Raw genomic sequence first — 21,173 nt, forward strand, 5'->3', positions numbered from 1 at the left:
TTAATAGTTTTATAATAGCTCTTAAGGGAGGTGCTGTAATTGAACGTGAAATTTTTTAGTCGAGCTAATTGTGGACTATGTGTAGAAGGACTGCATACATTAAAGCTTGTACAGGAAGATCTAGATTTCGAAATAGAAATTATTAATATTGAAGAAGACGAGAGCATACATGAAAAATATATGTTGATGATTCCGGTAGTAGAAAAAGATGGGCAAGTGATACAATACGGCAATTTGGATTACGCAACACTTATGGAGCATTTGTGTAGCGAATAACAAAGGGGGATCTGCTTATGTACATACCAGCGGCTTTTAAAATGAAGGATATTTCCGAGATGATAGCAGTGATTCAGGAAAACAGTTTTGCAACACTCTTTTCGACTCATGAAGGAATGCCCTTTGCTACACATCTTCCGCTAGTGTTGAATGACACAAAAGATTATGTAATTGGGCATTTCGCAAAAGGGAATCCTCAATGGAAGGATATTGAGAACCAAAAGGTTTTAGCAATATTTCATGGGCCACATTGCTACATATCTCCCTCATGGTATGAAACAAATCAAGCTGTTCCAACATGGAATTATGTAGCAGTACATGTTTATGGGGAAATCGAGCTTATGGAACACGATGATGAATTAATGAACTCCTTTAACAACATGATTAAAAAATATGAACATCCTACCAGCACATATAGCCTAACTCAGGTAGATGAGCAGCTTGTAAGTAATCTAAATAAAGGGGTTCAGGGCTTTAAATTAAAAATCTTAAGTATGGAAGGGAAGAAGAAGTTAAGTCAGAATCATTCTAATGAAAGACAGCAATTAGTGATTCAAAAATTAGAAGAAATCGAACATATAAATGAGCAGCAAATTGCTCGTTTAATGAAGCAAAACAATAAGTGAATCCTAAAAATTCCGCATTTTTTCTGCTATGTATGTAGCGGTGAATGAGCGGAATATTTTTGCTTCTTTTAGCGTGCTTCCAAAGAGGAATTGGATAAGAACTCCACTTCTTATGGCAATTTATCTATGCGAAAGCGTAGCGGCAGCAAAACAGGCAATGAGGACCTATATCGAAAAAATTGATAGTTACTTTACTTGAATTTTTAGCGGTAATAACCACAATTCACAAATTGTTCAATGAAAGCGTTTAGAAATTGAACAGTTTGTGAAGACCTTCACATTAGGCTTTATTTTTTAAAAAATAGGAGTAGAATAAGAATCAGTAAGAGATTGTTATAAAACAGTTTATCAAAAGTATCACATTTTTAGTGGTTGTTATATTACAAAAATATATAGTTGAAGGGAGATTTTACAATGTGGGTTATTACAGTATTTGAGAAAAAGGACGTTCGTATTTTTGAATACACAAATAAAAGTGAAGCAACAAAAGCTTTAGGCGGATTTAAGAAAAACGCAATTTTATCTTTCACAAAATAAGCAAACAAAAAACTCGTAGCCATGATAATTAGGCTACGGGTTTTTTTGTTAATAGAAACTAACACTAAATTAATAATACTCACTACCATAACGTGGGGGATATTTCCGTCCCTGCTGGTTTTTTTGTCGCTGTCGCTCCGCTTTCACACAGAAAAGACCATGTTGCTGTCGCTGCGCTTTCGCACAGAAAAGACCATGTTGCTGTCGCTCCGCTTTCGCACAGAAAAGACCATGTTGCTGTCGCTGCGCTTTCGCACAGAAAAGACCATGTTTCTGCCGCTCCGCTTTTGCACAGAAAAGACCATGTTGCTGTCGCTCCGCTTTCGCACAGAAAAGACCATGTTTCTGCCGCTCCGCTTTTGCACAGAAAAGATCGTGTCGCTGCCGCTCCGCTTTCGCACAGATAAAACTAACGCTACTTTCGCGCAGAGTAAAGCTTTCGAAGGTGTCCGATGATCCTACGGTATAACGGCCAACACGATCCGGAGGCGTTATCACAAGACGTGATGATTTTAGGTGTAAACTTTCATAATCCCTAGTGCATCCACATTTAGGTCACTATGCTTAAATTATTTTTCAATACCAAAACATAACATTTACTTGCTCTTTATTTTAAAGCGTATTATAATAAAATTGTAAGTGGGACATAATTTTAAGTAGTGGGGTGAAAAGTGACCCACAACTATTATAAAGGGAGTAGATAAATATGTTATCTGTACCTGAGGCGCAGCAAAGGCTACTTCCAGAGATGTATCCGCTTCTGCAATCGAGATATCGTATTTTGCAAACAGTTCAGCTTATGCAGCCAATTGGGCGTCGTACACTTGCTGATTCACTTAAAATGACTGAACGAGAAATTCGTAAAGAAACGGATATTTTACGTGAGCAAAGGTTATTAGATTCTCAAAAGTCGGGTATGGTATGTACAGATGAGGGTGAAGTAGTGATTGATAAGCTTCGAGCACTCGTCTATGAATGGTCTGGCATTACACAGCTAGCTAAATTATTGAAAAACCATTTTGGCTTACAGCATGTAATAGTTGTTCCAGGTGATTACAATGAGGACGATACGATATTAACATTGCTTGGAAAAGAGGCAGCACAACAATTTATATCAACTACCTTTGATGGTCAAATAGTAGCTGTTACTGGTGGTAAGTCGGTTGCATCACTTGCGCAATTTTTACATCCAGCTGATACAAACAACATTACATTTGTTGCTGCTCGTGGAGGTATTGGGCATGAAATGCAAATGCAAGCCAATACACTTGTCTCAACATTTGCCATGCAGATGGATGCTCAGTATCGCACATTATTTTTACCGGAGCATTTAAGTGAGCAGGCCTATCAAGCAATGTTAACAGAGCCAATGGTAACGGAAATGATGACTTATTATGATCGTGCAGATTGTGTTATTCATGGTATTGGCTCGGCAGAAGAAATGGCTGTTCGCCGTAACTCATCGCCTGAGGATTTACAGATACTCGAAGAAAAGGGTGCAGTAAGTGAAGCATTTGGATATTATTTCAATGCAGAAGGCGAAATTGTACATCGAATTCGAACAATCGGTATACAGTTTGAACAAGTGCAAAGAAGTAAGCAAGTCATTGCAGTTGCTGCTGGTAAACAAAAAGTGAAGGCCATGCTATCGTACTTTAAGGTAGCACCAAAGCAAACCATTTTTATAACAGATGAAGTAGCCGCAAAAGCTATCGCAGAAGGTTTACCTTCTTTATAAATTACTCAAATTTCAGCGAGTGCTCAACACTCTCTGAATGAGAATAGGGCCAATTGTGGATATTATAAATGTCCGAGGCAAAATAAATTATTTAAACAATATTGGAGGAATTAACAATGGCATTAAAATTAGCTATTAATGGATTTGGACGTATTGGACGATTAGTATTTCGTGAAGCAATGAAGCACGATGAATTTGAAGTAGTTGCAGTAAATGACCTAACAGATGCAGGTCAACTTGCACACTTATTAACTTATGATTCAGTACACGGTATCTACGATGCTGATGTTTATGCAGACGGTGATTCTTTCGTAGTAAATGGAAAAAACATTAAAGTTTATGCTGAAAAAGATCCTGCAAATTTACCTTGGGGTGAACTAGGTGTTGATGTAGTACTTGAATGTACAGGTAGATTCCGCTCAATGGAAGAAGTAGGTAAGCATATTCAAGCAGGTGCTAAAAAAGCTATTCTTTCAGCTCCAGCGAAGGGCGAAATGCCAACGTTTGTAATGGGTGTTAACCATGAGGATTATAACCCTGAAACAGATGATGTTATTTCAAACGCTTCATGTACAACGAACTGTCTAGCGCCAGTTGCAAAAATACTTGATGAAAAATTTGGTATTGAGCGCGGTATGATGACGACAATTCACTCCTATACAAACGATCAACGTATCCTTGACTTCCCGCACTCTGACCCACGTCGCGCACGTGCAGGTGCAGTGTCAATGATTCCAACAACAACAGGTGCAGCAGTAGCAGTTTCCAAAGTATTACCTCAATTAAAAGGTAAATTAGATGGCTTCTCTATGCGTGTACCAACACCGAACGTTTCATGTGTTGACTTAGTAGTGGAGCTAAAAGCTGAAGTAACGAAAGAAGCCATTAATGCTGCATTAAAAGAAGCTTCAGAAAATGAGCTTAAAGGTATTTTAGGCTACAACGAATTACCATTAGTTTCAATTGACTACAATGGTAACCATAACTCTTCAACTGTAGATGGTCTTTCTACAATGGTATTAGAAAATAGTATGGTAAAAGTTCTAGCATGGTATGATAACGAAATTGGTTACTCTACTCGTTTAATGGACTTAGCTTTATATATCGCAGAAAAAGGATTAAACACTAAATAAGTGACATAATTCGATAACTAAAGTAAAAAGTGTGACATAATACCGCTTTTTGCGCACAAAAAGTATAGCCTTTATAATATCTTAAAGATATAATATACAAGGGTAATGGGAGTAAGGGAATTTACCCTTACTCCTTTTTTATACGAAATATAAGGCAGACACGTGACTAGTTATGTAATTGCAAGACATAGAACGTGACTTTTGCTACTATAAAAGCAAGTAAAAGGTACTTCACCATAACGTGGGTTGATTTCCGTTCCAAGGCGCTTTTTTAAAAAGGCTTATTTAACAAAATTAATCTTATGTGATGATGGATCAACTATTTTTATCTAATACTTTTAAGTGAATGATGTGAGGAGCCAAGATGGGTGAATCCAGGGAATTCATGACTAAAAACTTTGAAGGGGGTTTCTTCATGTTAAATAAGAAGACGATGAAAGATATTGATGTAAAAGGTAAGCGCGTATTTGTACGTGTTGATTTTAATGTACCGATGGCAGAGGGTGCAATTACTGACGAAACACGTATTCGAGCAGCAATTCCTACAATTGAATATTTAGTGGAACAAGGTGCCAAAGTAATTTTAGCTTCTCACTTAGGACGTCCAAAGGGTGAAGTGAAAGAGGATATGCGCCTAACTGCAGTAGGTGTCCGTTTAGCTGAAATAATGGGTAAACCTGTTACTAAATTAGATGAGTCAATTGGTCAAGAGGTAGAAGAAGCTGTTGCAAATATGCAAAATGGTGACATTATTCTTCTTGAAAATGTTCGCTTCCACGCTGGCGAAGAAAAAAATGATCCAGCATTAGCAGAGCAATTTGCAAAATTAGCAGACGTTTATGTCAATGATGCGTTCGGTGCAGCTCACCGTGCACACGCGTCAACTGAAGGAATTGCTAAGTATGTACCAGCAGTATCTGGTTACCTTATGCAAAAGGAATTAGATGTGTTAGGAAAAGCATTATCTAACCCGGAGCGTCCATTTACAGCCATTATCGGTGGTGCCAAAGTTAAAGACAAAATTGGTGTGATTGAAAGCTTATTAGAAAAAGTAGACCATCTTATTATTGGTGGTGGCTTATCATTCACATTCATTAAAGCGCAAGGCTATGATATCGGTAAATCTTTATTAGAAGAAGATAAAATCGATTTAGCAAAATCCTTTATTGAAAAAGCAAAGGCAAAAGGCGTGCAATTACATATGCCAATCGATGCCGTAGTCGCAAACGAATTTTCAAAAGATGCTGAAACACAAATTGTAGATGTAGACGCTATTCCAGCAGACTGGATGGGCTTAGATATTGGTCCGAAAACAGCTGCTAAATATGCAGAAGTTATTAAAAATTCTAAATTAATCATTTGGAATGGACCAATGGGTGTTTTTGAAATGGATAAATTCGCGAATGGTACAAAAACTGTAGCTGACGCTATGGCGACAACAACTGGTTATACTGTGATCGGTGGCGGGGATTCTGCAGCGGCAGTTGAAAAGTTTGAAGTTGCCGATAAAATGGACCATATTTCTACAGGTGGTGGTGCATCACTTGAATTAATGGAAGGGAAAGAGCTTCCTGGAATTGTGGCATTAAACGATAAATAAAACGGAATAAAAAATATAGGAGGCAAGAATGATGCGTAAACCAATTATTGCAGGTAACTGGAAAATGTATAAAACATTTGAAGAGGCTATTCAGTTTGTTGATGCGGTACAGGACAAACTCCCTTCAAATGATAAAGTAGACGCTGTTGTTTGTGCACCAGCACTTTACCTACCTACGCTTGTGCAAGTTGCTAGTGAATCTGAGCTAGCAATTGGTGCACAAACGATGCATTTTGAAAACGAAGGTGCATTTACTGGAGAAATTAGTCCAGCTCAGCTAGCAAGTGTGGAAGTAGACTATGTTGTTTTAGGACACTCTGAACGACGTGAATATTATAACGAAACAGATGAAGCCATCAATAAAAAGGTTGCTGCAGCACTAGTGCATAATATCGTACCAATTATTTGCTGTGGGGAAACGCTTGAGGAACGTGAAGCGGGGACTACTGAGCAAAAGGTTGCTCATCAAATTACAGCAGCACTTGCTGGATTTGGCGCACAAGAAGTGGAGCATATGGTGATCGCCTATGAACCTATTTGGGCAATCGGTACAGGTAAAACAGCTACAGCAGAAGATGCTAACCAAGTATGTGGAGCAATTCGTGCAGTAGTGAAGGAATTATATAATGCTGAAACGGCCAATGCAATACGAATTCAATACGGTGGTAGCGTAAAACCTGAGAACATTCAGGAATTATTATCGAAAGAGCATATCGATGGCGCTTTAGTTGGTGGAGCAAGTTTACAACCAGAATCATATTTGAAATTATTGGAGGCGGCAGCAAATGCCTAAAAAGCCAGTAGCATTAATTATTCTAGATGGCTTTGCATTTCGCGACGAAACTTTCGGAAATGCAGTAGCTCAAGCAAACAAACCTAACTTCGATCGTTTTTGGAATGAGTTCCCGCATTCAACATTAACTGCAGCTGGTGAAGCGGTAGGGTTACCCGATGGTCAAATGGGGAACTCTGAAGTTGGACACCTAAATATCGGTGCTGGACGTATTGTCTATCAAAGCTTAACACGCTTAAATAAATCTATTCGTGAAGGAGATTTCTTTACGAATCAAGCATTTTTGGATGCTATAGCACATGCTAAAGCTCATCAATCTAAGCTTCATATTATGGGCTTACTGTCAGATGGTGGCGTACATAGTCACTATGAGCATATGTTTGCACTATTAAAGCTTGCTAAACAACAAGGCTTAGACAAAGTCTTTGTACATGGTTTCTTAGACGGTCGTGATGTTGGACCGACAACAGCTTTAGGCTATATTAAAGAAACTGAACAACAAATGAAGGACATTGGCGTAGGTCAATTCGCTTCTATTCATGGTCGTTATTATGCAATGGATCGTGATAAACGCTGGGATCGTGTAGCCCTAACGTATAATGTACTAGTAGATGGTGTTGGTCAAACAGCTGACAGCGCAGCAAGTGGCGTAGCTGCATCGTATGAGCGCGATGTAACAGATGAGTTTGTTATTCCATTTAGCGTTCAAGAGCATGGGGAAGCCGTGGCAACAATTGACGATAATGACGCTGTTATTTTCTTCAACTTCCGCCCTGACCGTGCAATTCAACTGTCTAAAGTGTTTACAAATAGTGAATTTGATGGCTTTGCTTTATCAAATAAGCATCCAAAGAATTTAAAATTTGTATCATTCACACACTACAGTGATGAAGTACACGCCCAAGTTGCGTATGAAAACGATAACTTGAAAAATACGATTGGTGAAGTGTTAGCCTCTAATGGCAAAACACAACTTCGTATTGCAGAAACAGAAAAGTATCCGCATGTTACATTCTTTATGAGTGGTGGTCGTGAGGAGAAATTTGAAGGGGAAGAGCGTATTTTAATCGCATCTCCAAAAGTTGCAACATACGATTTAAAACCTGAAATGAGTGCTTATGAAGTAACAGAAGCATTACTTGCAGAGATTGCGGCCGATAAATTTGATGGCATTATTCTTAATTTTGCTAACCCTGATATGGTTGGGCATAGCGGAATGTTAGAGCCAACCATCAAGGCCATTGAAGCAGTCGATGAATGTCTTGGTAAAGTAGTAGATGCACTCCTTGCAAAAGGTGGCGCAGCTATTATTACAGCTGACCATGGTAACTCTGATGAAGTTCTTACTTTAGAAGGGGCTCCAATGACAGCTCATACAACAAACCCTGTTCCAGTAATTGTGACAAAAGCAAATTTAATGTTAAGAAATGATGGTATTTTAGCCGATTTGGCGCCAACCATGTTAGAATTATTAGAGGTGTCACAACCTTCTGAAATGACAGGTCAATCATTAATTGAAAAAGAGGAGAATTAATTATGCCATTTATTACACAAATTTATGCGCGCGAAGTTTTAGACTCACGTGGGAATCCAACGGTAGAAGTTGAAGTATTTACAGAATCAGGTGCTTTTGGACGCTCAATCGTACCATCAGGTGCATCTACAGGTGAATATGAGGCAGTAGAATTACGCGACGGTGACAAATCTCGTTACCTAGGCAAAGGTGTATTAAAAGCAGTTGAAAATGTAAACACAATTATTGCTCAAGAGCTAGAAGGTAATTACTCAGTTCTTGATCAAGTAGTCATCGACAAAGCTTTAATCGAATTAGATGGCACAGAAAACAAAGGTAAACTAGGTGCCAATGCCATTCTAGGTGTATCAATGGCAGTTGCACATGCTGCGGCAGATTACTTAGATGTACCTCTTTATCAATATCTTGGTGGGTTTAACTCAAAACAACTACCAGTACCAATGATGAACATCATAAATGGTGGCGCTCACGCTGACAACAACGTCGACATTCAAGAATTCATGGTAATGCCTGTAGGAGCAGAATCATTCCGTCATGCATTACGTATGGGTGCTGAAATCTTCCACAGCTTAAAAGCAGTACTTAAAGCTAAAGGCTATAATACAGCTGTAGGTGACGAAGGTGGTTTCGCACCAAACCTTGGTTCGAACGAAGAAGCCATTACTGTAATTTTAGAAGCAATCGAAAAAGCAGGCTATAAACCAGGTGAAGAAGTAAAACTTGCAATGGACGTTGCTTCATCTGAATTATTCAATAAAGAAGATGGCAAATATCACTTAGACGGTGAAGGTGTTGTTAAAACTTCTGAAGAAATGGTTGACTGGTATGAAGAGCTAACAAACAAATACCCAATCATCTCAATTGAAGATGGCTTAGACGAAAATGACTGGGCTGGACACAAATTATTAACAGATCGTATCGGCGCTCGCGTACAATTAGTAGGTGACGATTTATTCGTAACAAATACGCAAAAACTAGCTGCTGGTATTGAGCAAGGTGTTGGTAATGCAATCCTTATTAAAGTAAACCAAATCGGTACGTTAACAGAAACATTCGAAGCGATCGAAATGGCAAAACGCGCTGGTTACACAGCAGTTATCTCTCACCGTTCTGGTGAATCAGAAGATGCAACAATTGCTGATATCGCAGTTGCTACAAACGCTGGTCAAATTAAAACAGGTGCTCCATCTCGTACAGACCGCGTAGCTAAATACAACCAACTTCTTCGCATTGAAGATCAACTTGGTGCAACAGCTGAGTATCTTGGTTTAAAATCATTCTATAACTTAAAATAAGCTATTATTATGTAGCTTTATTGGTATCGCCTCAAAGGTATTTACATACTTTTGAGGCGATTTTTTTGGTAATTGGCAAAGTGATCGGGAAACGTGGGAATTACTCAGGTAGGGAGAAAAAGCGCTAGTACCCTTAAGAACTGCCCGGGTAGGAGAAGGGCCTGGGTAATCCGGAAAACTGCTTAGGTAGGATTGCTCTGTATTGCTTTAATGGCATAAATACACTTATTGAAAGCTATGCAAGTGCATTTATGCCATTATTATATGTTTAATTAGTAAAACATAAATTATATATACGGAAAACAATACTGAAAGGAGAATTACGATGAAAATTTTTGAAACAGAACGACTTACCCTTCGTCTACAAACAACAGATGATGCCGATTTTATCCTAGAATTAATGAATGATCCTTCATGGTTGCAGTTCATTGGTGATCGCGGTGTGAAAACGGTGGAGGAGGCATGTGAATATATAGTAAATGGACCACTTCGCATGTATGAGCAATTTGGTTTTTGTTTTTATTTAGTTGAAAGAAAAGACGATCAAATCCCCCTTGGAATTTGTGGTTTTGTTAAAAGGGAGTCGCTAGAAGATGTGGATATTGGGTTCGCTTTTCTGCCTAAGTATTGGGGAAAAGGATACGCCTATGAAGCGGCCTCAGCAACGTTGGCATATGGTATAGATATATTAGGGTTAAATCGTATTGTAGCTATTACAACCCAAGATAATGAGGCTTCAGCTAAGTTACTAGAAAAAATAGGCTTGAAGTTTGAAAGATTAGTCCAACTTTCCAATGATGCTGAAGAACTTAGACTTTTTTCATTTAACTTCTTTTAGCAAATGTACAGGTGAGAATTCTCTACCTTTAGAGGTGATTAAATGAATGGGCGTTTAAGACATATTTCAGTTGGTCACCAAACATCCGCTGAAATCTAGAAACTCAGTCTAAAAACGCCACATCTTGTGGTCACGAAGGCGTTATCACAGAACGTGATAGGTTTTAGCCTTCGTTCCTCAATTTGCTCCAGGGTCTCATCTGTGCCGCTAATGCCCTCAAAGAAAATCTACATAAAAAAAGAGACAGTCTTTAGTGCGTAACACTTTAGACTGTCTCTACGTTCGTTAAATGATTTATTTCTGTGCCCAATATTTGTCTAGCTCTTGATCTAAATAGACCCAGCCCTTCCATGCAATATGAATCGTATCCATAATGAAATAAGGATCATAGTCATGGCTAGAGAAATCAACAAATGGAACACCATTATCAGTCAATATCTGGTTCATTTTTGCGTAATATTTTTCACGGCGATCCGCAGGATATTCAGTGTAGTCATACCAATGACCATTTACTGGAATAGAAACGAATAGAGGCTTTGCACCAGCATCTTTTAAAATATCAATGACAAGCTGTAAATCCTCATATTCAGGTGAAGACGTATAATCTTCGTTTTTTCGGAATCCTTTAAACCTATCAAGATTAGAATTTTTAAGTCGCTTATAAAACTTGTTTTCAATCATTAAATCATTGGAAACACGCTTTTCGCCATATTTTTCGGCATTTTGTAGTTGTTGCTCAAAAGTTTGGTTCACAACTAGTTTATCATTGTTCTTTAACTTACTCCCCTCTCGAGGGAAGAGCGAGTAATACAAATCTTTTTTCTCTAAAAGTGCCTTTTGGAAATGGCCAGCCAATATTGCAAGTCGCCCGATGATTGGTTTTTTCTTACCATCAGATAATTTATATTCATAAATTGTTCTTAGCAGGTCATCGCGGTTTACAGTATCAAATTCAAGCAGGCGTTTCATTCCTCGATTTCGAAGATCTTCGTCAATGTCCTTATTGTAGGCTAAATCATAAGCATGCAACATCGAATAGTTAGGAGAGAAATGTAATTCATTCATGCCCTTTTTCGTAAACCATTGAGGGGAAATGATGAAAACAATTTTCTTATCCTTTAAATTCTTTTCCTGTGCAGCAAAATTTAAAAAGTGTGTAATAGACTGCATTCCACCACGCCCGACCATAAATGTCGTATACGGAGCATTTGTAGCACGCGTATAGTTATAAGGGTGGAACGGATCAAAACGATTTAATTCTGAGGAGCCATATAAAGGCATAGTATTAGGCTCCTGTAACATTCGCTCTTGGAAATACATCCCTTGGAACACTAACGGAGACATACTAGTCTTTGCTTGCTCTACATCTTCATCTGAAATCCAAGCTTTTATCCAGGAATTAGGGAAGAATAGTAAGGCAGCAAAAAGAGCAAAAGCAATTAATAATGATAGAAAGCCTTTCTTAATCATTGTCTTTCAGCTAATTCCGCTACAATACGATTTGGCGTGTTCCATTCCTCACGGTTGAAATCAGTAATTGGCACTGAGATATTAAAGCGGCTTTCAATTTCCACTAATAAATTAATTGTACCGAATGAATCAAGAAGTCCTTCTTCAAATAAATCGATATCCGGATTTTCTAAAATGATATCGTCCTCGCATAATTCTACTAGCATTTCTAAAACTTGTTGTTTATCCATATTATAAATCTCCTTTATTGTTTAGGCTGCGTTATTCATAAAAATATGAACAGAGCCGTTAATTAAAATAATGTTCCTGAAAAAATATAGAAACCAAAGCAAATGGCATTAAACGTAATAAATACGCCGATTGCATGCGTCCATTTATTTTTTGGCCAAATCTTGCGCTTTTTATTCCAGCGTTCAAATTTATCGAAGCAGATAATTAACAAGGCATGGTAGAGACCGTAGACAACAAAGTGCAATTCTAATCCGTGCCAAATACCCATTAAAAAGAACAGTAAAAAGAAGCCAAGATAAGAAACTGTATATTTATTTTTAATCCATTTTTTCTTCGTCATCCAAAGTACGAAGCGCATATAAACATAATCCCTGAACCAGAATGAAAGACTCATATGCCAGCGGTTCCAGAAGTCTTTAATATTGCGACTCGAGAATGGACGGTTAAAGTTAATTGGCGTTTGAACACCCATAATGCGACTGACACCAACTGCAAAAGCACTATAACCTGCAAAATCGAAAAATAGATAAAAACTATACATATACATATACGCTATTTGCCCTTGAAAAGGTGTCAAATAGTTATACGTTTGATTTGGTAAATATATAAGTGTGTAATTGTATATTAAATAAGCCAAAATAAATTTATATAAAAAGCCTAAAAATATACAATTGATCCCGCTTAATAGCAGTTTTTGATAGTCTTGACCAGACGGCACTGTATGCAAATCTTTATTAAAGCGTCGCCAACGGTCAATAGGTCCCGAAGTGATTGTTGGGAAGAACAGTAAGAAATAAGCAAGCTCAACTACTGAAATTTTATCCTTAATTAAGCCATCACGAGTTTCTAAAATCATTTGTACCGATTTAAAGGTAATATAGGATACCCCTAAAAATCCAAATAAATTATTAAGGCCAAGCATAGGCAGAACCTTCACAAGTACAAGTGGCAAAATAGACAGCAGTACTGCAATTACGAATACGGTCGTGCTATTCTTCTGTAAGCGATATTTTTGGTAACCGACAATTAATAGTAACTGAAATACTGTAAATAGTATAAGAGAAGTTGAGCCATTAAGGGAGTTACCAAAAATAAGAGCTAATACGATAATTGAAATAAAAATATTATAGCGTTTAGCTGATTTCCCTCGTAGTCCTAAAATAATGGTTGGTAATAATAAAATACCAATGATGATGAAGAAAAATATATTTCCATAAGCCGTCATACTGTTTCCATAACCGCCAATCCTTTACGATCAACTTTACCGTTAGTATTTAAAGGTAAAGTGTCAATGTATTTGAACGTTTTCGGAATCATATAAGATGGTAAATACTCCGCTAACAACGCTTTAAGCTGCTTCGTCATTTTGAAGGCAGAGTCTGTTAATGGTTCTCGTAGAACAACATACGCACTTAGTGAAACAATTTCATCATCTTTTGAAATAGGTATAACAACACAGCTAGCTACAGCTGGAAGATTGCCGATTTGCTTTTCAATTTCCTCGATTTCTAAACGATAACCGTGTAGTTTCACCTGGAAATCTTTTCGTCCAGAAAAGAACAGATAGCCATCTTTTTCATAACCAACGTCCCCAGTTTTATAAATACGTTGATCCCCTATTGTAGGAAACGCTTTAAGTGTTAAATCAGGTGCCCCAAGATAACCTGCACTTACAGTCGGTCCAGAAATAATAATCTCGCCATCTTCTTGCAAGGATAGATTAGGCTCAGATAGAGGAGCGATTGGTAATTGATCAAATTGCTCTAGAAGCTCCTTTGTTACTTCCACATAAGATACGGCAACCGTTGTTTCTGTAGGACCGTATAAATTAAAAATAGAAGCTTGTGGGAAGCGCTGCATTAATTCTTTCGATACAGATACTGGTAAAACCTCTCCACAGAATAAAAACGTATTTAAAGAAGGCATTAACGCCTGATCCCATTCTTTGTTCATTAGGCAGATTTTCGCAAAGGAAGGTGTAGAAGTCCAAACGCGAATATCAGATGAAGCTAATGACTCAAATAACGCTTTTGGATTAGCAATTTGCTCCTGCGTAATAGCGTAAAGTGTTTGCCCACTAACGAGTGCAGGATATAAATCCATTACCGATAAATCAAAGGAATAAGGTGCTTGATTTAGAAACACGCCAGATTCCTGTAAAGGGAAATGCTTATGCATCCAATCAACAAAATGTGCTAAATTATCAGCTGTAATTTGAACACCTTTTGGCTTACCAGTAGAACCAGATGTGTAAATAATATAATGAATTTCTTGATCCTTAACCCAAGTGGAAGGCTCTGTCGAAATGCTAGTAGCTTGAGCCACTAAATCACTTACTTCCACTACAGGAACTGATTGATTCGTGTTTAATGCTTCAGTTTTTAGTAATAAACAAGCCTGAGAAGCTTCTATTATAATTTGTAATCTTTCAGACGGAGTAGAAGAGTCAACCGGTACATATGGATGACCTGCCTTTACAGCTCCTAAAAAGGCAACGATTTGTAAAGGGGACATATGCCCGTAGACGACGATAGGTTGTTGTCTTTTTAAATCAAGAGCCATTAAATATTGCGCTACACAATCAGAAAGATGCCAAAGCTCACCATACGTTAAGGAATCACTATTGGTTTGATATGCAGTTCGATGTGGATGCTGTTGTGCCACTTTTTGAATAGCCTCTAAAATGCTTAACATAGTTTATATCTCCTTTTCTTAAAATTCCGTATATATAAATGGTCCTGCGTTCATATCATGGAAGCCATGGATAAGAAACAAGAGCGTTAAAATGATGAAGTAAAATAACGTAAAGCCTATAAAACGTAAAACCTCATTATTTTTAATGGATTGCATATGTCCACCTCCAATTAAAAATGAAAAAAGATTATAACTTTGTAAATATATAAATAAATAGATATTTTTTCAAGTTTTTTCTAAATTATTTTTCCACTTATTAATTTTTAACACTGTTTTGACGGATTGTAGATTAAAATGTTGCTAAATTTCTCGATATTCATAAAATCATAAGATTAATTTAAGGTAAAATTAAGGTTTCTAAAAACTTACCTACATGACGGAAAGAAAATGATTATCTTTTGAACCTCAATTTGAATTTTACTAAAACTACAATCACCTTTATTATCGCTGTTTTTCCGCTTCAATGGTACTTAAAAAATCCTTAAATTTCGTTTTAGGGCATCGAAGCAATCCAATTTTTTGCTACATTAAGCATAATAAATGAAAGTAAAATCAAAGTAAATCGGACGGAAAATATTGGTATAAATTTATGATGAGAGGGGATAACCAAAATGGAAGCTGTAAAAATGTTAAGCAGATGATAAAAGCGGTAATCTTTTGAGGACTGTTGCAAAAACAAATTTGAGCAAAAAAGAAAAGTGCCACCATCAAGTTAGACATCTTAACTTATGATAGCACCCTTATTTTTAGCTCACTACAGACTTTCCGTAAAAGCCCTTATTTGATTACATTTAAAACTTTTTTAGAAACGTAAAATTCAGTACCGTTGTAGACATTAATTGTATCAAGGGTATGTGTTTTGGCTGTCTTGTCTTGTTCGAATATTACAATGTTCTTATTAACTGGGATTGTAACAGTTACATTATTTTTTTGTGCAATCAATTTAGGGTTTTCTTTATCAGTTAAGTCAATTTTAGATGTGTAGCCTTTTTCCGTAAATGCTTTTGTTGCTGGTATATATAAATCATCTGTAAGCTTATTTAAATCGAAGTCCATAAACTTTGCCATCGCATGGGCCAAATCTGTGTTTTCTACAAGGCCTGTAATTATAGATGGCCCGAATGAGTATAAAAATACATCATCACCAGTATGCCCACCGGTTGTAAAGCCAATATTAGCACGGTCGGCAAGCATTTTTACCATTTCTTCGCCGGGGTCTTTAGCTAACTGTAAGGTTGCAAGCTCGTCCGGAGATAAATCATCCAATCCATAAAGTGCAGCGACTTCTACAATATTTGATTTATCTTCCTTTAATTGGCTTAGCGCACCTTCAACGGTCATTTTAGCTTTCTTTAGAGGGTCGATATAGGCAGAAACAGGTGTGTTGGAATAAGTACTTGTCGTGTTAGCATTACCCATTGTAATCCCGCTATTGCCGTGGTCTGTCACAGCAATAACCATAGTATTGCCATCTTTTTTTGCAAAATCAACCGCTTCCTTAACTGCATCATCAAACGATAAAATATCGCTAATCATGCCAATTGTATCATTGGCATGAGCCGCCCAGTCCACTTTACTGCCCTCTACAAATAAGAAGAAACCATCTTCATCCTTTTTGAGCGTTTCAATAGCTTTACTAGTCATCTCAGCAAGACTTGGCTCAGATGCTTTTGTTTTGGCACGATCAAAATCGTAGGCAAGGGCACCTGGAGCAAAGCTTCCCCAAATTTTTGACGAGTTACTATTTAGAAGCTCATCTCGCGTTTTCACGATGTCATAATTTTTTTCTTTAAGGACATCCACTAAATTTTCGCCATCTTTTCGAGCATTTTTAGTTTCACCGGGTGCCAAAGACTCAAAGCCACCACCTAATACGACATCAATGTTTTGATACACCTGCTGCTCAGCAATGTCATCATATTGGCTTCTATTTTTAACATGTGCAGAAAAGCCTGCTGGTGTGGCATGCTGAATTTCCGAAGTAGCAATCAATCCAGTCGCCTTGCCCTGTTGTTTAGCCCCTTCTAAAACATTAGCTACAGGTCTAAAAGCATCCTCTTTGGCAATTTGCTGAAGCCCTGGTGAATTAATAACGGACGGTAATACACCTACATATTTATCATTTGATTTATGGCCAGTTGCTAACGCAGTAGCGGCAGGAGCTGAATCAGTAATAGCTGATTCGGCAGAGTATGTACGCACGCCCCCTGATAAAATTTCATCCATCGCTAAACTTTGACCTTTATACCAACGAGAAAGTGTAACGGCATTATTACTACTACCATCCATCACGAGCATAATCACATTTGTTGGCTTCTTTACTTGAGTAGCTTCTACTTGCGGCTGAGCGATACTAATCGACGATAAAGCAATTGCACTTGCTAGAAACAATGAACTCCATTTTTTTGAATCTTTCATGATTTTCCTCCTTAAGATAAGGTCATTTCACAAGTAAGTGTAAAGGAAGGTTGTAAAGCTACAATGAATTAATTGTTATGATATTGTGTGGATATTGTTATATGTGGCATTTATAACTAACGTGGGGAGTGTTTCCGTTCCGACTGAGCGCTTTCCTCCAGTCTCATCTGTAACCTGATCCCTGAGGAGTCGCCCAGTCTTTACGAAAACTAAAGGCTGAATGTGAAAATAGAATCTGACTTACTATCTATTAGGTGGAAGCATAAACTATAAATTTTGTGAATGTTTTTCACCATCAATGGTTTCGTATAATAAAACCCCTTTATCATTAATGAACAAGTTTTGAACCTCTTCCTCTAACAACACTTCTTCTGAGCCATCTTTTATAAATATCTTTGTTAAAAAGCCGGCATTATCATAATCACTACAATAAATCGAATCGTCAACTGCCGCAAGGAAATAACAGGCTGTTTCCGTAACCTGTCTTTTTTGTTTTGTTGCTAAATCATAGGCGTATACCATGTTATCGGCCATGCTATTATAATAAATAACATTGCCAACAGTATCCGCGTACCACATATCATGCATAAAATCATATGCATCGCTTGTAGCAGCAAAATAGTTTTCACGTGCCCAAATATGATCTTCACTTAGTTTTTCGTCATTCACTAAAAAATATTCGTAGGAAATAGCATAAGGTTCATCAGGATTAACATCATTCCAAGTCGTATCAACATGATACCAATCACCATTAACACTTACTAAATTCCATGCATGAAGCTGATTATCGCTATAGCCATAAACATATTTAGCATCAAGACCAGCCGCCAAAAATAAACGGTAGGCTAAAAGTGTATAAGCTTGGCAAACACCAGTTTCTTGACTAATTAATTCATAAACAGATTGACCTTCTGACGCATCTTCACCAGAATAAGTGGCTAGTTGTACTACAAAGTCATTAACGGCTTTAGCACGATGAAAATCATCCATGTCATTCGTAATATACTTCGTTGCAAATTTCTCTACATAATCATCGACTTTCTTTTCCTTTTTGGCATCTGTAAAATATGTAAAATCAAATTTTATCTCATAACCACTATCTACTTCCCATGCTTCCCAGTTGTAATCTTTGATATATCCTGTTGTATAAGGATTAACAAAATTAAGTATGTTATAAAGATCATTCAGTTGTTCTTCAAATGTATCCCAATCTAGTTTTCCCCTATACATTACTGTGAAATTTGGGTCAAACGTGGATATATGCTTCTCAACCTTTTTTGAAAATTGCAACAAAGCAAGATCTTCCTTAAATAATGTCGTTGAAAAAAGGTCTTCCGCAGAAAACTCCACTGATTGAGCTTTACTAGTAGGCTCCTTAAAGTCCATAGAAGCCTCTTCTTCGGATGCAGGTTCCTCTGGTGCTAATACTTCGACGGCCTTGATAGCAGCTGAACAAGCGCTAAGCATGCTTAAAATAATAAGTAAAAAAATCAGCAATAAACTCTTTTTCATAATTCCTCCATCATAATTATATTTTTAACTCATCACTAAAACGTCAGGTTAATCTCAGCACTTTCCAGGGGGCGGTTCGATATGCCACTAAGAGCAACAAATGTTTATGTGCGAAAGCGAAGCGACAGCAACAGATGTTTTTGTGCGTTGTGCGAAAGCGAAGCGACAGCAACAGATGTTTTTTCTGTGCGAAAGCGAAGCGGCACAACAGATGTTTTTGTGCGAAAAGCAAAGCGACAGCAACAGATGTTTTTTTCTGCGCGAAAGCGAAGTGACAACAACAAATGTTTTTTCTGTGAAAAAGCGAAGTGACAACATGGTGTTTTGTTTGTGCGAAAGCTGCGGGATGTTGGTCCGAAGGCATGATCAGAGTACGTGATGCGCTTATCCTTCGTTCCTCTATTTTGCAGGATCTCTTCTGTGTCGCTAATCCCCAAGAGTCGTATGGCCTCCACATTAATCAACTTATATGAATGACGTTTTTTGGAATTTTTGTGATGACTATGCTTTTAACTATTATAGGATAATGTGATAGCAAGATGGTATGTTGATTTTTAGAAAAACTAACCTAAAGAGGGAAAATGAGGATATTTATTAATCTCAGTTTGTCAAGAGAACCTTTTTTTGTTATAATATATTACGTTGTGATGTTCGAAGTTCGGGAGGTGCAGTGAATGCATACAGTAGTATTAGTTTCATTAATTATCGTTTCAGTAGCGTTGATCGTTGTAGTATTACTTCAATCTAGTAAAAGTGCAGGCTTGTCAGGTGCCATCTCGGGTGGAGCTGAACAACTATTTGGAAAGCAAAAAGCACGTGGTATGGATTTAATCCTTCACCGTGTTACAATTGTGTTAGCAATATTATTCTTTATTTTAGCACTCGCTATTACAAAAATCTAATAGTTGAAGATATATCGCCTAACCTTTACTGGTTGGGCGTTTTCTTTTATGGTACTAATTATTTGGATGTCGTCAATACATAGTAGTTCAGCAAAGTGAATACCGTGTGTGGGGCAGGAAGCGAAGAATGCTCGCGTGAGGTAGGGAAATACTTGCGAAAGCGAAGTGACTACCCGCGCAAGGGTGTAAATACTGCGAATCGTAAAATTACGGATGGAAAAGCTAAAGGGTAGAATCCTTGAAGCGACGGATAGAATCCTCGAAGCTCTTTTATCAGCGATGAAAGAGCTGAAGCGGCGGGATTTCGTGTTTTAGCGGCGTTCTTCCTTTGGTTAGCGGCGCAACTCACACTTTTAGCGGCGAATTCTAACATAAGCTGGACAATTTTGAAAAAACTAAAGTCAGAGTTGAAGAACATTGTATAGAATTTTACACAATATTAAGGACTTGACTTCGAAGAGTCAAATTGACGGAGAATCCCCGAAGCGACGGATAAAAGAGTCAAAGTGACGGATAGACACCCCGAAGCGACGGATAGAAGAGGCAAAATGATGGATAGACACTCCGAAGCGACGGATAGAAGAGTCAAAGTGATGGCTAGACACCCCGAAGCGACGGATAGAAGAGCCAAAATGCCGGATAGATTTCTCGAAATGCCGAATAGAATGCCAGAAACATCAAAATGCTGAAAAAGACCATAATATTAACCGATAAAACCTCATAAAAGATGTAACAATCGCCAAAACTTTTTAGGAAGCTTCAGTATGGCTATAATGGTTATAGTATATGTATTTGGATGAAGGAGTGCGAAAATGAAAAAATCGTTATCACAGCCTTTTTTCTTTCAGGCAGGACCTAGAGCAGTTTTGTTATTGCATGGGTTTACGGGAAGCTCGGCGGATGTGCGAATGCTTGGGAGATTTTTAGAGAAAAAAGGGTATACTACATTAGCACCTCATTATAAAGGTCACGGTGTGGAACCGGAGGAACTTATTACAACAGGTCCTGCTGATTGGTGGCAGGATGTCGTAGCCGCGTACAAACAGCTGCAGGATGCGGGCTATGAGGAGATTGCTGTTGCTGGCTTGTCATTGGGTGGTGTGATGGCATTAAATATTGCGCTTAATAACCCTGTGAAAGGTATAGTGACAATGTGTGCTCCAATGACGATGCGCACAACTGATGTTATGTTTCAAGGTGTACTGAAATATGCGAGGGACTATAAAAAGTTCCAAGGTAAAGATGAGGAGCAAATCGAAGCTGAGGTTGCGTTAATTGCTGAAAAGGGCATGCCATCTTTACAAGAATTGCGCGAGTTTATCGCCCGGACACGTCAAGAAATTGACATGATATATGCACCAATTTTTGTCGTACAGGCGACAAATGATGAGGTAATTGAGACAGAATCTGCCAACATTATATATAATCAAACTGAGTCACTTGAAAAACAGATCAAGTGGTATGACAACTCAAAACATGTTATTACGTTAGATCAAGAAAAAGATCAGTTACATGAAGACATTTATCGCTTTTTAGAAAGCTTAAATTGGGCACAATAATAATATAATTAGGATTT

The 21,173-nt window shown here is 37.7% G+C and carries 22 protein-coding genes; 14 read left to right on the forward strand and 8 right to left on the reverse strand.

Translation table 11 applies throughout. From position 1 onward, the window contains the following. Positions 1-39: 39 nt before the first annotated feature. The 11 genes from ACIQ7N_RS05810 (at position 40) to ACIQ7N_RS05860 (ending at position 10,370) form a co-directional block, all read left to right on the forward strand. On the forward strand, positions 40-276 hold the full coding sequence (locus tag ACIQ7N_RS05810) for a glutaredoxin family protein (protein ID WP_402930766.1): 237 nt from the start codon (positions 40-42) through the stop codon (positions 274-276). Positions 277-293: 17 nt separating this feature from the next. After that, entirely contained in the window at positions 294-902 is a 609-nt protein-coding gene (locus ACIQ7N_RS05815; protein WP_402930768.1) for an FMN-binding negative transcriptional regulator, read from the forward strand. A gap of 414 nt (positions 903-1,316) precedes the next feature. Beyond that, the gene (locus ACIQ7N_RS05820) at positions 1,317-1,439 is read left to right on the forward strand and encodes a hypothetical protein (protein WP_255505174.1); all 123 of its coding nucleotides are present in this window, start codon (positions 1,317-1,319) and stop codon (positions 1,437-1,439) included. A gap of 123 nt (positions 1,440-1,562) precedes the next feature. Then, positions 1,563-1,895, forward strand: coding sequence for a hypothetical protein (locus ACIQ7N_RS05825; RefSeq protein WP_402930770.1), 333 nt, complete (start codon positions 1,563-1,565; stop codon positions 1,893-1,895). 250 nt (positions 1,896-2,145) lie between these two features. Then, positions 2,146-3,177, forward strand: coding sequence for a sugar-binding transcriptional regulator (locus ACIQ7N_RS05830; protein ID WP_402930772.1), 1,032 nt, complete (start codon positions 2,146-2,148; stop codon positions 3,175-3,177). Between the two features lie 116 nt (positions 3,178-3,293). Next, positions 3,294-4,310, forward strand: a complete 1,017-nt coding sequence (gene gap, locus ACIQ7N_RS05835; protein ID WP_402930774.1) for a type I glyceraldehyde-3-phosphate dehydrogenase — start codon at positions 3,294-3,296, stop codon at positions 4,308-4,310. A 415-nt stretch (positions 4,311-4,725) separates the two neighbouring features. Then, the gene (locus ACIQ7N_RS05840; protein ID WP_402930776.1) at positions 4,726-5,910 is read left to right on the forward strand and encodes a phosphoglycerate kinase; all 1,185 of its coding nucleotides are present in this window, start codon (positions 4,726-4,728) and stop codon (positions 5,908-5,910) included. 31 nt (positions 5,911-5,941) lie between these two features. Then, positions 5,942-6,703 carry a triose-phosphate isomerase gene (gene tpiA / locus ACIQ7N_RS05845; protein WP_402930836.1) on the forward strand — a complete coding sequence of 254 codons (762 nt, stop codon included), beginning with the start codon at positions 5,942-5,944 and terminating at the stop codon, positions 6,701-6,703. Further along, positions 6,696-8,237 (forward strand): 2,3-bisphosphoglycerate-independent phosphoglycerate mutase, encoded by a 1,542-nt coding sequence (gene gpmI, locus ACIQ7N_RS05850; RefSeq protein ID WP_402930778.1) that lies wholly within the window; start codon positions 6,696-6,698, stop codon positions 8,235-8,237. Before tpiA ends, gpmI begins: the two co-directional genes overlap by 8 nt. 2 nt (positions 8,238-8,239) lie before the next feature. Beyond that, positions 8,240-9,532, forward strand: a complete 1,293-nt coding sequence (eno, locus tag ACIQ7N_RS05855; RefSeq protein WP_132361974.1) for a phosphopyruvate hydratase — start codon at positions 8,240-8,242, stop codon at positions 9,530-9,532. A gap of 325 nt (positions 9,533-9,857) precedes the next feature. After that, a complete protein-coding gene (locus ACIQ7N_RS05860; RefSeq protein ID WP_402930779.1) occupies positions 9,858-10,370 on the forward strand; it encodes a GNAT family N-acetyltransferase in 513 nt (170 codons plus the stop codon). 294 nt (positions 10,371-10,664) lie between these two features. Here the strand turns inward: ACIQ7N_RS05860 and dltD are convergent, their stop codons facing one another. The 8 genes from dltD to ACIQ7N_RS05900 all read right to left on the reverse strand — a co-directional run bounded on the left by dltD (position 10,665) and on the right by ACIQ7N_RS05900 (position 19,132). After that, a complete protein-coding gene (gene dltD, locus ACIQ7N_RS05865; RefSeq protein WP_402930781.1) occupies positions 10,665-11,840 on the reverse strand; it encodes a D-alanyl-lipoteichoic acid biosynthesis protein DltD in 1,176 nt (391 codons plus the stop codon). Then, positions 11,837-12,070, reverse strand: a complete 234-nt coding sequence (dltC, locus tag ACIQ7N_RS05870) for a D-alanine--poly(phosphoribitol) ligase subunit 2 (protein ID WP_370081798.1) — start codon at positions 12,068-12,070, stop codon at positions 11,837-11,839. Before dltC ends, dltD begins: the two co-directional genes overlap by 4 nt. Positions 12,071-12,132: 62 nt before the next feature. Continuing rightward, positions 12,133-13,296, reverse strand: a complete 1,164-nt coding sequence (dltB, locus tag ACIQ7N_RS05875) for a D-alanyl-lipoteichoic acid biosynthesis protein DltB (protein ID WP_402930783.1) — start codon at positions 13,294-13,296, stop codon at positions 12,133-12,135. Beyond that, positions 13,293-14,765: a D-alanine--poly(phosphoribitol) ligase subunit DltA gene (dltA, locus tag ACIQ7N_RS05880; protein ID WP_402930785.1), complete on the reverse strand. Its 1,473-nt coding sequence runs from the start codon at positions 14,763-14,765 to the stop codon at positions 13,293-13,295. Before dltA ends, dltB begins: the two co-directional genes overlap by 4 nt. Positions 14,766-14,783: 18 nt before the next feature. Next, positions 14,784-14,921 (reverse strand): teichoic acid D-Ala incorporation-associated protein DltX, encoded by a 138-nt coding sequence (locus ACIQ7N_RS05885; RefSeq protein WP_132361964.1) that lies wholly within the window; start codon positions 14,919-14,921, stop codon positions 14,784-14,786. A 621-nt stretch (positions 14,922-15,542) separates the two neighbouring features. Then, complete coding sequence (locus ACIQ7N_RS05890) at positions 15,543-17,183, reverse strand: alkaline phosphatase (RefSeq protein ID WP_402930787.1); 1,641 nt, start codon at positions 17,181-17,183, stop codon at positions 15,543-15,545. A gap of 267 nt (positions 17,184-17,450) precedes the next feature. Then, positions 17,451-18,695 (reverse strand): transglutaminase domain-containing protein, encoded by a 1,245-nt coding sequence (locus ACIQ7N_RS05895; RefSeq protein WP_402930789.1) that lies wholly within the window; start codon positions 18,693-18,695, stop codon positions 17,451-17,453. A 104-nt stretch (positions 18,696-18,799) separates the two neighbouring features. Further along, positions 18,800-19,132: a hypothetical protein gene (locus tag ACIQ7N_RS05900; protein WP_402930791.1), complete on the reverse strand. Its 333-nt coding sequence runs from the start codon at positions 19,130-19,132 to the stop codon at positions 18,800-18,802. A 237-nt stretch (positions 19,133-19,369) separates the two neighbouring features. On the opposite strand from ACIQ7N_RS05900, the gene secG reads away from it, so the two are divergent. The 3 genes from secG (at position 19,370) to ACIQ7N_RS05915 (ending at position 21,156) form a co-directional block, all read left to right on the forward strand. Continuing rightward, positions 19,370-19,597 carry a preprotein translocase subunit SecG gene (gene secG, locus ACIQ7N_RS05905; RefSeq protein WP_132361958.1) on the forward strand — a complete coding sequence of 76 codons (228 nt, stop codon included), beginning with the start codon at positions 19,370-19,372 and terminating at the stop codon, positions 19,595-19,597. Positions 19,598-20,148: 551 nt separating this feature from the next. Continuing rightward, positions 20,149-20,286, forward strand: a complete 138-nt coding sequence (locus ACIQ7N_RS05910; RefSeq protein ID WP_402930793.1) for a hypothetical protein — start codon at positions 20,149-20,151, stop codon at positions 20,284-20,286. 123 nt (positions 20,287-20,409) lie between these two features. Beyond that, positions 20,410-21,156, forward strand: a complete 747-nt coding sequence (locus tag ACIQ7N_RS05915; RefSeq protein WP_402930795.1) for an alpha/beta hydrolase — start codon at positions 20,410-20,412, stop codon at positions 21,154-21,156. Positions 21,157-21,173 lie beyond the last annotated feature (17 nt).

The organism is Lysinibacillus sp. NPDC095746 (assembly GCF_044763535.1).
GTDB lineage: Bacteria > Bacillota > Bacilli > Bacillales_A > Planococcaceae > Lysinibacillus.